This window comes from Frateuria defendens (genome assembly GCF_001182895.1).
GTDB classification, from domain to species: domain Bacteria; phylum Pseudomonadota; class Gammaproteobacteria; order Xanthomonadales; family Rhodanobacteraceae; genus Frateuria_B; species Frateuria_B defendens.
The window spans coordinates 1-12321 of sequence record NZ_LFQR01000182.1 but is presented as its reverse complement, the minus strand read 5'-3'; the positions used below and the strand labels follow the sequence as shown (position 1 = coordinate 12321).

General features: G+C 72.6%; 14 protein-coding genes and 2 pseudogenes. 6 read left to right on the top strand and 10 right to left on the bottom strand.

Annotated features, from left to right (window positions below; all coding sequences use genetic code 11):
- The 5 genes and pseudogenes from ACH65_RS20360 to ACH65_RS17600 all read left to right on the top strand — a co-directional run.
- Nucleotides 1–249, top strand: a pseudogene (locus tag ACH65_RS20360) (secretion protein HlyD); the annotation flags it as partial.
- A gap of 47 nt (nt 250–296) precedes the next feature.
- Nucleotides 297–1148, top strand: coding sequence for an alpha/beta hydrolase (locus tag ACH65_RS17615; RefSeq protein WP_049623943.1), 852 nt, complete (start codon nt 297–299; stop codon nt 1146–1148).
- 1 nt (nt 1149) lies between these two features.
- Nucleotides 1150–1509, top strand: coding sequence for an EamA family transporter (locus ACH65_RS17610; protein WP_049623942.1), 360 nt, complete (start codon nt 1150–1152; stop codon nt 1507–1509).
- Nucleotides 1506–1913 (top strand): DMT family transporter, encoded by a 408-nt coding sequence (locus ACH65_RS17605; protein ID WP_049623941.1) that lies wholly within the window; start codon nt 1506–1508, stop codon nt 1911–1913. The genes ACH65_RS17610 and ACH65_RS17605 overlap by 4 nt, the downstream gene beginning before the upstream one ends.
- Before the next feature lie 2 nt (nt 1914–1915).
- A complete protein-coding gene (locus tag ACH65_RS17600) occupies nt 1916–3118 on the top strand; it encodes a DegT/DnrJ/EryC1/StrS family aminotransferase (RefSeq protein WP_049623940.1) in 1203 nt (400 codons plus the stop codon).
- Between the two features lie 6 nt (nt 3119–3124).
- Here ACH65_RS17600 and ACH65_RS20630 read toward each other — a convergent pair whose 3' ends face one another.
- Nucleotides 3125–3277, bottom strand: coding sequence for a LysR substrate-binding domain-containing protein (locus ACH65_RS20630; RefSeq protein ID WP_202594241.1), 153 nt, complete (start codon nt 3275–3277; stop codon nt 3125–3127).
- 14 nt (nt 3278–3291) lie between these two features.
- Nucleotides 3292–3471, bottom strand: a pseudogene (locus tag ACH65_RS20625) (helix-turn-helix domain-containing protein); the annotation flags it as partial.
- A 115-nt stretch (nt 3472–3586) separates the two neighbouring features.
- On the opposite strand from ACH65_RS20625, the gene ACH65_RS17590 reads away from it, so the two are divergent.
- Complete coding sequence (locus ACH65_RS17590; RefSeq protein ID WP_049623939.1) at nt 3587–3997, top strand: (R)-mandelonitrile lyase; 411 nt, start codon at nt 3587–3589, stop codon at nt 3995–3997.
- 325 nt (nt 3998–4322) lie between these two features.
- Here ACH65_RS17590 and ACH65_RS17585 read toward each other — a convergent pair whose 3' ends face one another.
- From ACH65_RS17585 to ACH65_RS17550, 8 genes are all read right to left on the bottom strand, one after another.
- A complete protein-coding gene (locus tag ACH65_RS17585) occupies nt 4323–5198 on the bottom strand; it encodes an arginase family protein (RefSeq protein WP_049623938.1) in 876 nt (291 codons plus the stop codon).
- A complete protein-coding gene (locus ACH65_RS17580) occupies nt 5195–6253 on the bottom strand; it encodes a peptidogalycan biosysnthesis protein (protein ID WP_049623937.1) in 1059 nt (352 codons plus the stop codon). Before ACH65_RS17580 ends, ACH65_RS17585 begins: the two co-directional genes overlap by 4 nt.
- 259 nt (nt 6254–6512) lie before the next feature.
- Nucleotides 6513–7736 carry a beta-ketoacyl-[acyl-carrier-protein] synthase family protein gene (locus ACH65_RS17575; RefSeq protein WP_272913784.1) on the bottom strand — a complete coding sequence of 408 codons (1224 nt, stop codon included), beginning with the start codon at nt 7734–7736 and terminating at the stop codon, nt 6513–6515.
- Nucleotides 7733–8017 (bottom strand): phosphopantetheine-binding protein, encoded by a 285-nt coding sequence (locus tag ACH65_RS17570; protein ID WP_049623935.1) that lies wholly within the window; start codon nt 8015–8017, stop codon nt 7733–7735. The genes ACH65_RS17575 and ACH65_RS17570 overlap by 4 nt, the downstream gene beginning before the upstream one ends.
- A gap of 30 nt (nt 8018–8047) precedes the next feature.
- Nucleotides 8048–9451, bottom strand: coding sequence for an aspartate aminotransferase family protein (locus ACH65_RS17565; protein WP_049623934.1), 1404 nt, complete (start codon nt 9449–9451; stop codon nt 8048–8050).
- Nucleotides 9452–9494: 43 nt separating this feature from the next.
- Entirely contained in the window at nt 9495–10199 is a 705-nt protein-coding gene (locus ACH65_RS17560) for an MtnX-like HAD-IB family phosphatase (RefSeq protein ID WP_049623933.1), read from the bottom strand.
- A gap of 297 nt (nt 10200–10496) precedes the next feature.
- Nucleotides 10497–11396 (bottom strand): DUF4434 domain-containing protein, encoded by a 900-nt coding sequence (locus ACH65_RS17555; protein WP_064504905.1) that lies wholly within the window; start codon nt 11394–11396, stop codon nt 10497–10499.
- Nucleotides 11396–12321: NfrA family protein (locus ACH65_RS17550; RefSeq protein WP_049623931.1), on the bottom strand; the 926-nt coding region annotated here is incomplete at its 5' end. The genes ACH65_RS17550 and ACH65_RS17555, both read right to left, overlap by 1 nt.

The following is a 12321-nucleotide window of genomic DNA, read 5'->3' as shown; positions in this document are numbered from 1 at the left end:
GCCGACGCGGTGAAGGTGGGCATGCCCGCCGAGGTGAGCCTCGACGGCGGCGCCGACGCCACCCCGCGCGCCGCGCACGTGCTGCGCATCGGCGAGGTGGTGGGGCCTTCCGCGCTGGACGAGGACGTGGCCGCGCGCGACGGCGTGCGCACGGTCGACTGCGTGCTCGGCTTCGACCGGCCGCAGACGCTGCGCGTGGGCCAGCGCGTGCTGGTGCGCTTCGGCGCCGCCGCCGGCAAGAAAGACTGACGAAATACCTTGCTGCCACCCTTTCGCGGCCTAACCGGGAGCCCGACGTGATACGCCCCAGTGAATTCCTGCTCGAAGGCGACCGCCGCGGCGTGCTGCTGATCCACGGCCTCACCGGCACGCCGGCGGAGATGCGCCTGCTCGGCCGCGGCCTCAACCGCGCCGGCTACACCGTGCTCGGCGTGCAGCTGGCCGGCCATTGCGGCGACGTGGACGACCTGCTCGCCACCGGCTGGCGCGACTGGTACGCCAGCGTGGAAGACGCCGCCGACCGCCTGCGCGAGCGCGTCGACCACCTGTTCGTGGGCGGCCTCTCGATGGGCGCGCTGCTGGCGCTCAAGCTCGCCGCCGACCGCCCGCGGCAGGTCGCCGGCGTGGGCGTGTATGGCGCCACCTTCCGCTACGACGGCTGGAGCATCCCGTGGACGGCCAGGCTGTCGTTCCTGCTGCCGTGGTTCAAGCGGCTCGGCATCGGCCGTGGCCGCATGTTCATGGAAGCCCCGCCCTACGGCCTGCGCGACGAGCGCCTGCGCGCCCAGATCAGCGCCGCCATGCAGGGCGAGGACAGCAGCGTGGCCGGCCTGCCCGGCAACCCGTGGCACTCGCTGGCCGATCTCTACCTGCTCTCGGCCCAGGTGCGCCGGCAGCTGCCGCAGGTGACCGCGCCCTGCCTGGTCGCCCACGCCAGCGAGGACGACGTGGCCAGCCTGCGCAACGCCGAGCTGGTGCTGCGCGGCGTGAGCGGCCCGAGCGAGCTGCTGCGGCTGGAGGACAGCTACCACATGATCACCATCGACAAGCAGCGCCGCCTGCTGGCCGAGCGCTCCGCGCAATTCTTCGACGCCGTCGCCGGCGCGCCCGCGCGCCCGGCGGCGGCCGCTTCCGCCGTGGCGGCCTGAAATGCCGCCGCTCGCGCTCGCCCTGTGGCTGTTCAACGTGGTGATCGACACCGGCGGCCAGCTCGCCTTCAAGGCCGCCGCCGGCCACCCGCAGGCCGGCGAAGGGCTGGCGCGCTGGCGGCACATGGCGCGCCGGCCGTGGCTGTGGATCGGCATCGGCTGCTACGTGGCGGAGTTCCTGGCCTGGATCGCCTTCCTCTCGCTGGTACCCCTGTCCGAAGGCGTGCTGCTCGGCTCGATCAACATCGTGGCGCTGATGCTGGCCGGGCGGCTGCTGTTCGGCGAGAAGCTGACCCGCCTGCGCGTGATCGGCATGCTGCTGGTGAGCGTGGGCGTGGCGGTGGTGGGGGCCGGCGCATGAGGCGGCTGTACCTGATCGGCTTTCCGCTGCTGATGGCGTTCGACACGCTGGCGCAGCTCAGCTTCAAGATGGCCGGCAGCCACGCGCTGCCGGTGGAGGCGAACCTCGCGTGGCTGCTGCGCGTGTTCGGCCATCCGTGGATCTACGGTGCGCTGATCGGCTACATCGGCGCCTTCTTCACCTGGATGAGCCTGCTCGAACACGCGCCGATCGGCCCCGCCTTCGCCGCCTCGCACCTGGAAGTGGTGAGCGTGATGCTGCTCTCCGCGTGGCTGTTCCACGAGCCGCTCACCCTCGCGCGCGTGGCCGGCGCGCTGCTGATCCTGGCCGGCATCGCCTGCCTGGGCGTGGCCGAATCGCGCGAGGGCGCGGCCGCAGCGCGCGAGCCCGCCGCGGCGGGCTAGCCATGCCGCGCCGCGAGCTGCCACCCACCGCCGGCCTGCCGTTCGAGCCCGGGGATTTCCTCCCCGGCCCCGCCAACCTGGCCCGGCGGGTGGCGACCACCCTGCACCTGCCGCCGCTGCAGCTCGAATGCTCCGGCACCGCCTCCCTGCTGCTGGCCCTGCACACCCTGCAGCGGCTGGCGCCGCAGCGCCGCGTGGTGGTCGTGCCCGCCTACACCTGCCCGCTGGTCGCCATCGCCGTGCACCGGCTCGGGCTGGAACTGCGCCTGTGCGACCTGCGCCCCGGCCACTACGACATGGACCCGCAGGCGCTGGCCGACGCCTGCCGCGAGGACACGCTGGCGGTGCTGCCCACCCACCTCGCCGGCCGCGTCGCCGACGTGGACAGCGCCATGGAGGCCGCCACGCGCCACGGCGCCTGGGTGATCGAGGACGCCGCGCAGGCGCTGGGCGCGCGCGACCGCGGCCGCAGCGTGGGCCTGCGCGGCCACCTCGGCTTCTTCAGCCTGGCCGCCGGCAAGGGGCTCTCGATCTACGAAGGCGGCCTGCTGGTGACGCGCGACCGCGCGCTGCGCGAAGCGCTGCGGCAAACCAGCGCGGCCAGCGTGCCGCGCCGCCCGGGCTGGGAGCTGCGCCGCAGCCTCGAACTGCTCGGCCTGGCCGCGCTCTACCGCCCGCTCGGCCTGCGCCCGGCCTACGGTGCGCCGCTGCGCCGCGCCCTGCGCCGCGGCGACCCCGCCGCCGCGGTGGGCGACATCTTCCCCGACACCATCCCGCTGCACCGCGTGGGCCGCTGGCGCCAGGCGGTGGGCGCCCGCGCCGCGATGCGCCTGCCCGCCTTCCTCGACACTACCCGCACGCAGGCCCGCGAACGCGCCGAGCGGCTGCGCCGCATCGACGGCGTGCACGTGTTCGGCGACCCGCCCGAGGCCGAAGGCACCTGGCCCGTGCTGTGGCTGCGCCTGCCCGACGAGGCCCGCCGCGACGCCGCCCTGCGCGAGCTGTGGCAGGCAGGCCTCGGCGTGAGCCGTCTGTTCGTCCACGCCCTCCCCGACTACCCCTACCTCGCCGACCGCGTGCCGCGCGCGGACGTGCCCCACGCCCGCGACCTGGCGGCGCGCACGCTCACCCTCGGCAACAGCGCCTGGCTCGACGAGGAAGCGTTCGAGGCGATCTGCGCAGTGCTGGAGCGGATGCTGGCGTAAACGACGTCAGCCGCGGTCGCGCAATGCGTCGAGGACGACCGCGAACGCCGGCGCGTGCCGGCGCTTGTCCGGGTAGTAGAGGTGGTAGCCGGGGAACGGCGGGCACCAGTCCTCCAATACACGCACCAGGCGGCCGGCGCGCAGGTCCTTCGCCACCATGTCCTCCGGCAGGCAGGCCAGGCCGAAGCCGGCGAGTGCGCGAGCAGCCGCAGGCCGAGCCGCGCCTCCAGGCCGCGCAGGGTGTGGCTGAGCGCGGACTGCGACACGCCCAGCCGCGCCGCGGCACGGGTGAAGCTGCCCGCGCGGGCCACCGCCAGGAAGGCGAGGAGGTCGTTGTAGTGGTGCCGGCCCATGGGATGCACCCGCGCGATTCATGAGCCGGAATCATAGGTGCATGCGGACTTCGCCGGCTAATCAAGCCGCCGCGCGTGGCCCAGACTGGGCGGCACAATCACCAGGAGTCTCCCCATGCAGATCAAGCGCAACGGCTCGCAGCCCGCCATCAAGGGCCCGGCCGAATGGTTCACCGGCCACGTGCGCATCGACCCGCTGTTCAGCGCGCCGGAACCGGCGCGGGTCGCCTGCGCCAGCGTGACCTTCGAGCCCGGCGCGCGCACGGCCTGGCACACGCATCCGCTGGGGCAGATCCTGCTGGTCACGTCCGGCCGCGGCTGGACGCAGTGCGAGGGCGAGCCGGTGGTGGAGATCCGCGCGGGCGACGCGATCTGGTGCCCGCCCGGCCACCGCCACTGGCACGGCGCCACGCCGACCACGTCGATGACCCACATCGCCATCCAGGAGGCGCTGGACGGCAAGGTGGTCGAATGGATGGAGCACGTCACCGACGAGCAATACGGCGCCGGCCCGGCGGCCGGATGAACACGCGGCGCGAATGAGGAGCACGGCATGCCCACGTCGTCGTCAAGCTCTGGCCCGGCAAGACGCCCGCACAGAAGGCGCGCCTCGCCGGGGCCATCACCCGCGAAGTGATGGAGGCCCTGACTACAGCGAGGAGGCGGTGTCGGTGGCCTTCGAGGAAGTCGCGCCCGGCGACTGGGCCGCGAAGGTCTACCGGCCGACATCCCCGGCAAGCCGCAGCAGCTCTGCAAGAAGCCCGGCTACACCATGTAGCACAGGCCGATCCGCGGCCCCGACCCATGCGCGGCCGCGAGCCGCCGCGCCGGAGGCATCCCATGCGGCGCCGCTACGCCTCCCGCTTCTCTATCGCCCCCAGCAACGCCAGGTTCAAGGCATGCTGCTGCGCCTGCCATTGCGGCAGCTCGTGCTCGTCCACCGCGGGCTGGTCGTCGATGGCGGAGAGCCAGCGCTTGAGCGGGTTGCGGTAGCGGTAGTAGGAAACCTCGCCGGTGATGTCGCTGCCGATCACCTCGCCGCCCAGGGCGTCGATCAGCGCCAGCGCGTCGGCCAGCCGCAGGCGGCCCTGGTCCCAGTTGGTGCGGGCCACGTCCTCGGCGAACACGTCCTTGTCGATGGAGAGGTACACCGGCATCGGCCGCTGGCGCTGCTGCGCGCCGAACTCGCCCACCAGCGCCTCCACCTCCCCGAAGCTGCGCACCGCCCCGCCCAGGCCGAGCCGCTTCGCCCAGCGCGTGTCCACGCCCAGAGACCAGTAGCTCAGGCGGCCGCGGCGCAGCGGGCCGAGGTAGTTCTCCCACGCATGCGCGAGGCCGACGTCGCCGGAGCCGATGCCGACCACGTGCACGTGCGCCACCTGCGGCAGCGCCGCCACGCGGCGCACCCAGGAGCCGCAGTGCACGCCGAAGGGGTAGCGCATGTTGTCCGGGTGGTTGTCGAACACCACCACCTGGAACGGCGAGCGCGTGCGCATGCGCATGCGCTCGATCAGCGGCCAGCTCAGGTGGTGGAAGTCGCCGCTGCCCAGCATCACGGTGCCGTGGCGCGCGGGCAGCGTGTCGTCCAGCGCGCGGCGGAAACGGCGCAGCGTGCCCAGGGTGCAGCCGAAGCGCACGCGCTCCTGCCAGTGTTCCAGCGGGATCACCAGCCGCCCCGGCAGCGGGCCGACGGAATGGTCGAGGTCGAGCAGCACCGGTCGCTTCATGCGTCCTCCCTCGCCGGGCTCGCCGCCTCGCCCTCGAAACGGTGGGCCAGGCGGCGCAGCAGCGCGCGCAGCCAGGGCTGGCGCAGGTATACGGCGTGGCGCGTCATGCTGAGCCGGGCGCCCAGGTACTGCTTGATCCGGGTGTCGGTCCAGCCCGCCACGTAGTGGCCAAGGCCACGCCGCCGTGCGTGTTCGAGATTGTGCATCCAGCTCACGAAGTAGAGATTGTGCTCGCGCGCCTGCGGGTAGGCGAAGCCGACGTACTTGTCCACCAGCATGCCTGCGTATTCGTAGCACAGGTTCCAGCCGATCAGTTCGCCGACGTGGCGATAGGTGAACACCAGGCCGCCGCTGGCGCCGTCGCGCAGTACGGCGCGGAAGAAATCCTCGCCCAGCAGGTCGAAGTGCACCTCGCTCTGCGCGTACACCTGGCGGTAGAGCGCGTAGTGCTGCGCCAGCACGCCCTCATCGTCGAAGCACGGCGAGCCGGTGGGCAGGCAGGCGATGTCCAGCCCCTCGCGCGCGCGCAGCTTGCGGCGGATGTCCTTGCGGCGGGAGGCGGAGAGGCGCGCGAGGTAGTCGTCCTCGCCGGCGAAGTCGATCGGCACCCAGGCCAGTGCCATGCCTTCCAGCAGCACGAAGCCGCGCGCGGCCAGCGCCGCGGCGAACGCCTCGGCGTGTGCGTTGGCCGCCGCGTCGAGCAGCGGCGAGGCCTGCGGGAGGTCCTTGACGATCAGCAGCGGCGCGTCGCGCCCGCAGGTGCGCAGCACTTCGTCCGCCAGCGCATCCGGCGCGGCATCCGGCAGCGGCGCGTATTCGGTGACGGTGCTGCCGACGAAGCGGGTGGACCAGCGCAGCGCGCGCCCCCAGTGCCGGTACAGCGGCAGCGACGCCACGCGGCGGCGCAGCGTGTCGTCGGCGGTGGTCAGCAGGTCGAACGGGGCGCGGAACGCGGGCAGCCCGGAAGGCAGCCGCCCGGCGCTGAAGCCCTGCGGCGGGTGGGCCAGGAAGTGCGCGATCAGCGCATCGGGTTCCAGTTGCGTGAGATAAGCCATCGGAAAATAACGCGGCGTGCCGCCGCCCGCTTCCGCGCGCGAACGGCGCCGCCATCAGCCTCTGCGGCAAAAGAGCGGTGTGGGAATCGGGTTGGAGCGCGCCGGCCACGCGGCGGCGCCTTTCATGCTACGGCGCATCGGCCATCGTCTCCTTACGGTATCAAGCGAAGCGCGGCTTGCCCGCACGCCGCGGCCATCCCTGCCGGTGCGCCGGCAAGCTCCCGCAAGAGCCGGCCCGGCGCGATGCCCGCACGGCGCGTCAGGCCCGCCGCACCGCCAGCACTGCATTCAGGCCGCCGAAGGCGAACGAGTTGCTGAGCACCGCGCGCACCGGCAGCTCGCGCGCCGCGTTGGGCACGTAGTCGAGGTCACAGGCCGGGTCGGGCCGGTCGAGGTTGGCGGTCGGCGGCACCACGCCCTCGCCCAGCGCGCCCAGCACCGCGACCAGCTCCAGCGCGCCGGAGGCGCCGAGTGCATGGCCGTGCATCGACTTGGTCGAGGACACCGCCAGCCGCCCGGCCTGCGCGCCGAACACCTGGTGGATGGCGCGCGTCTCGGTGGGGTCGTTGGCCGGCGTGCCGGTGCCGTGGGCGTTGACGTAGTCGATGTCCTGCGGCGAGAGCCCCGCGTCGGCCAGCGCCTGCGCCATCGCCGCCGCGGCGCCGTCCGCGCTGGGCGCCACGATGTCGCCGGCGTCCGCGCTCATGCCGGCGCCGGCCAGCTCGCCGAGGATGACGGCGCCGCGCGAGCGCGCGTGCTCCATCGACTCCAGCACGAACACGCCGGCGCCCTCGCCCAGCACCAGGCCGCGGCGATCGGCGCTGAACGGGCGGCAGGTGTCGTCCGCCAGCACGCGCATCGCCTCCCAGGCGCGCAGCACGCCGTAGCTCAGGCAGGCCTCCGCGCCGCCGGCCACCACCACGTCGGCGAGGCCGGCGCGGACCAGCATCATGGCCTGCGCCAGCGCGTGGTTGGCGGAGGCGCAGGCGCTGACCACGCCGAACGAGGGGCCGCGCAGGCCGTGCGCGATGCTGACCTGGCTGGCCGGCGCATTGGCCATGGTGCGCACGATGGTGAGCGGGTGCAGCCGCGTGGCGCCCTCGCCGTACAGGCGCCGGCTCTGCTCGTCCTGCGAGGTCTCGCCGCCCACGCCAGTACCGATCACCACGCCGGCGCGCAGGGCGAGGCCGCCGGCGGCGAAGTGGAGCCCGGACTGCGCGATCGCCTCACCCGCCGCGGCCAGCGCGAACTGGGTGGTGCGGTCCATCTGCGGCAGCGTGCGCGCGTCGATGTGCTGCGCCGGGTCGAAGCTTTCGGGCACCTGCGCGGCCACGCGCACGCGCAGCTGTTCGCCGTTGGCGTGGCGCAGCGGGCGGATGCCGCTGCGCCCTTCGCGCAGGGCCTGCCACAGCGCCGCGGCCCCTACGCCGTAGGGGCTCACCGCGCCCATGCCAGTGATCGCGACGCGGCGCGCTGCGCTCACGCGCCGCCCTCCGCCCCGGCGGCCTTGGCCGCGATCGCGTCAACCACCGCGTCGATCAGGCGCTGCACGGTGTCCTGGTCGAAGTTCGGCCCCTCGTCGGGGAAGTTGATGTCGAAGTGCTCCTCGATGTCGAAGATCACCTCGATCGCGTCCAGCGACGTCACGCCGAGGTCCTTCAGGGTGGACGCCGGCGTGATCGTGCCCGCGTCGAGGTTGGCCTGCTTGGCGATGATCGCGATGATCTCGCCGCCGATCGCTTCCCGTGACGCTGGCTGTGCCATGACGATGTCCTGTGCGTGTGGCGGCGCGGCTCAGCCGCGCTTGGCCTTGGTGAGTACCTGGTCGAGCAACGCGATGGCGAGGTCGATCTCCTCGTGGGTGATCTCCAGCGAGGGTGCCAGCGTGATCACGTTTTTGTACCAGCCGCCCACGTCGAGCACCAGGCCGATCGGCTTGCCGTTGTGGGTGAGGCCACCGGCCAGGCCGATGTCCACCATCTTGTCGAGCAGCTCCTTGTTCGGCGTGAAGCCGTCCTCGGTGCAGATCTCCGCGCGCAGCGCGAGGCCGAGGCCGTCGACGTCGCCGATTTCCTTGTGGCGCTTCTGCAGGTCGCGCAGCCCTTCGAGGAAGTGCGCGCCCTTCTCCGGCACCGTCTTGGCGTAATCCAGCTCGTAGCCCATCTTGATCACCTCCAGGCCCAGCGAAGTGCCGAGCGGGTTGGAGTTGAAGGTGGAGTGGGTGGAGCCCGGCGGGAACACGGTGGGGTTGATCAGCTCCTCGCGCGCCCACAGGCCGGACAGCGGGTTCAGGCCGTTGGTCAGCGCCTTGCCGAACACCACGATGTCCGGCGTGACGCCGAAGTGCTCGATCGACCACAGCTTGCCGGTGCGCCAGAAGCCCATCTGGATCTCGTCCGACACCATCAGGATGCCGTACTTGTCCAGCACCTTCTTGAGGTCGCGGAAGAAGTTCGGGGGCGGGATCACGTAGCCGCCGGTGCCCTGGATCGGCTCGACGTAGAAGGCGGCGTACTCGGCCTGGTTGACCTTGGGGTCCCACACGCCGTTGTACTCGGTCTCGAACAGGCGCTCGAACTGGCGCACGCAGTGGTCGGAGTACTCCTCCGGCGTCATGCCCTTGGGGCGGCGGAACGGGTACGGGAACGGGATGAACATCGCGCGCTCGCCGAAGTGGCCGAAGCGGCGGCGGTAGCGGTAGCTGGAGGTGATGGAGGAAGCCCCCAGCGTGCGGCCGTGGTAGCCGCCCTCGAAGGCGAACATCAGGCTCTTGCCGTGGCAGGCGTTGCGCACGATCTTGAGCGAATCCTCGATCGCCTGCGCGCCGCCCACGTTGAAGTGCACGCGCCCGTCCAGGCCGAACTTGGCCTTGGCGTCCAGCGCGATGGTCTTGGCCAGCTCGATGCGGGTCTGGTGCAGGTACTGGCTGGCCACCTGCGGCAAGAGGTCGATCTGGTTCTTCAGCGTGTCGTTGAGGCGCTTGTTGGCGTAGCCGAAGTTGCACGCCGAGTACCACATCTGCAGGTCCAGGAACGGCACGTCCGCGCTGTCGAACATGTAGCTGCCTTCGCAGCGGCGGAAGATCTTGGGCGGATCCACGTAGTGCACGGTGTCGCCGAAGGAGCTGTACTTGGCCTCGTCGGCGAGCAGCTGGGCGTCGTCGATCACCAGCGAGGTGTTCTTGTCGAATGCGTTCATCGAAGCGGTTCCGGAGTCGGGCATGGGTCGGGCCAGGAAGGCGTCAGGCGGCGGTGTTGGCGGCCGGCTCGGCGGGGGCGGCGAGCAGGCTGCCGTCGAGCAGCCGGGGCAGCAGGTCGAGCGCGTCCTCGAAGCCGGTGATCGGCACGTAGGGGATGCCGGCGGCGCGGCAGTGCTCGATCAGGCGGTGCTTGGCGAACACGAAGTCGGCGCGGTCGGCGGCGCAGAAGTCGGAGGCGCCGTCGCCGATCAGCAGCGTGCGCGCGGCGCCGCCCGCGCGCGCCTCGGCCAGGCGGGCGCACTTGCAGGTGCCGCTCAGGCAGCCCTCGGCCTGGTAGGGCGAGCTGAGCTGCCAGCGCTGCGGCGGCGTGCCGGGCGAGAGGTGGTTGGCGGCCAGCGGCAAGCCGGCCAGGCCGTAGCGGCCGAGGATGCGCTCGATGGCGTAGTCCAGCCCGTCGCTCACCACGCGCAGCGGCACGCCGAGCGCGCGGGCGCGGGCCACGAAGGCGGGAAAGGCGTGGTCGATCCACAGGCCATCGAGGTGCCGGTCCAGCTCCTGGGCGTTCATGTCGAGCAGGGCCACCTGTCCGCTCATGCACGCGCGCGAGCCGATGCGGCCGGCGCGCCAGTCCTGCTCCAGCGCTTCCCAGCCGGGGCGGCCGAAACGGTCCAGCAGTGAATCGATCACGTCCTCGACGCTGATGGTGCCGTCGAAGTCGCACAGGATGGTCCAACCGAGAGAAGGCATGCGTGGCTCGCCCCATTAAGGTGGCTGCCAAGCTAGAAGCAAGACCTTTCGACCCCCTTTCCCTGCCCCGCCGTATGGCCGATGGCGGCGCGGCGGGGCGGCGCGTAGCCTTTCCTACCGTCATCCCGGCGCGGCCGGGGAGCCAGCGGATCGGCCGGCGCCTCCCGTTCTGGCCCCCTGCCGCCACCGGGGTGACGGTGAGGAAAACACCCATCGCCCTGCCCTTGCGGCGCGATGGGCCGGGCCTGCCGCCGCCGCGCGCCCCGCGCAGCCGCGCAGACTCCCTGGCGGCGCCGTTCAGCGCGCCAGCAAAGCCTCCGTCCCTGGCAGGTAGCGCAACTCGAAGAACGCGCTGTCGCCGCCGCACGGCGCGCGCTGGGCCATCGCCGGCGCCGCCTCGGCCGGCGCCAGCGGCTCGGCGGCGAAGGCGGCGTCGTGCGCGGTCTGGCGGAACAGTTCGTAGACGATGCCGCGCACCGGCGCCGCGCCGCAGCGCTGCGCGGCGGCGAGGTAGAGGCCGCGCTCGCCCGCGTTGAGGCGCCCGGTGCCCGCGCCGTCCTGCACCCACACGCGCACGCCGGTGGCGGCGATCTGCTCCAGCAGCCGCGTGTACGGCGCCGGCGCCATGTTGCCGGCGAAGAACGAGGTCACGTACACCGGCCGCGGCAGCACGGCTTCCAGCTGCCGCCGCTCCCGTTCGAGGTGGGCCACCAGCAAGGTGCGCGCCTCGGCGTCGCGCCAGCGCACGTCGTCGATCTCCAGCGGCAGATACCAGCCGGCGATGGCGTCCTCGCCCAGCTCGTCCGTCCAGGCGCGGGCCAGGCGCGCGTCGCGGTCGGCCAGCTGGCGCAGGTAGCCCTCCAGCGTGTCCTCCGGCGCGTGCTGGCGCTCGAAGAAGGCCGGGTCGCTGCCCAGCCCCAGCACCACGCGCAGCCCCGCCGCGCGCACCTCGCGCACGCGGCGCTCAAGCCAGGCGCGGCCGGCCTGGTCGGCGAAGGCCGGGCCGTATTCCACCCACTGCACCACCACGGTGTCGAAGCCCCGCGCGCGCGCCTGCGCGAACAGGCCCGGCCAGTGCGACTCCGCCACGCGGCGGTCGGCCAGCTGCGGCTGGTAGAAGATCGCCGTGGCCGCGCAGGCCAGCAGCGGCGCGGCCAGCAGTGCCAGCGCAAACAGGCGGCGCAGCCATCGGTTCATCACCACTGCCCTCCGATCGTGAGGTAGATCGCGCGGCTCTCGTTGAGATAGCTGGTGAAGGCGTGCTGCCATTCCAGGCCCACGCTGAAGCGGTGGCGGTAGGCGTCGTAGCGGTTCTCGCCGTACCACACGTTCCAGCGCACGCCGAGGCCGGCGCGCAGGTCGCGGCCGAAGCCCTGGCCGTGCGAGCGGTCCAGCCCGTTGAATTGCAGGCGCACGTAGGGCTCGATGGTCTGCGCGCCGTTGAGCTTGCGGTGGAAGCTCAGCCGGTAGTCGACGGTGAACGCGGTCTGCTTGGCGTGCAGGTAGTGCGCGGCGTCGAGGTAGAGGTTCTGCGCCAGCCAGCCGGAGCCCATCGCGTGCCAGTCGTCGCTGAGGCGCGGGTTGCCGTACCAGGAGGCGCTGGCGCGCAGCATGGTGTCCGAGCGCGTGTCGGGGTGGTTGTCCAGCGGCTGCTGCTGTTCCACCGTGAACACCACCATGCGCTCCAGCCACGGCTTCCAGTGCAGGCCCACGCCGAGCATCGGCGCGTGGATCGGCCACAGCGAGCCCTGCCGGCCGCTGCCGGCGAACACGCGCGCGTAGGCGGCCATGGTGTTGGCGTCGCCACCGGTGAGGTGCGGGTCGAAGCGGTACTGCACCTCGGCCTGGAAGTAGCTGCGGTAGGCCACGCCCGGCGCGATGGCGTTGGAGGCGGACGAGGTGGAGTCGCCCAGCACCAGGTCCGCGCCGAAGCGCCAGCGCCGGCCGAGGTCCTCGTGCAGGCGGCGCAGGGTGAAGCGCTGCTCCGACTCGTCCTGGCCGCCGGCGGTGCCCGCGTCGTCCAGCTGGTCGATGGCGCGCGCGGCGTAGCGGCGGGCCTCGTCGGTGTTGCCGAGCTGCTGGTGCACGTAGAGCAGCTGGGCGGTCAGCGGGCGGTCGTCGG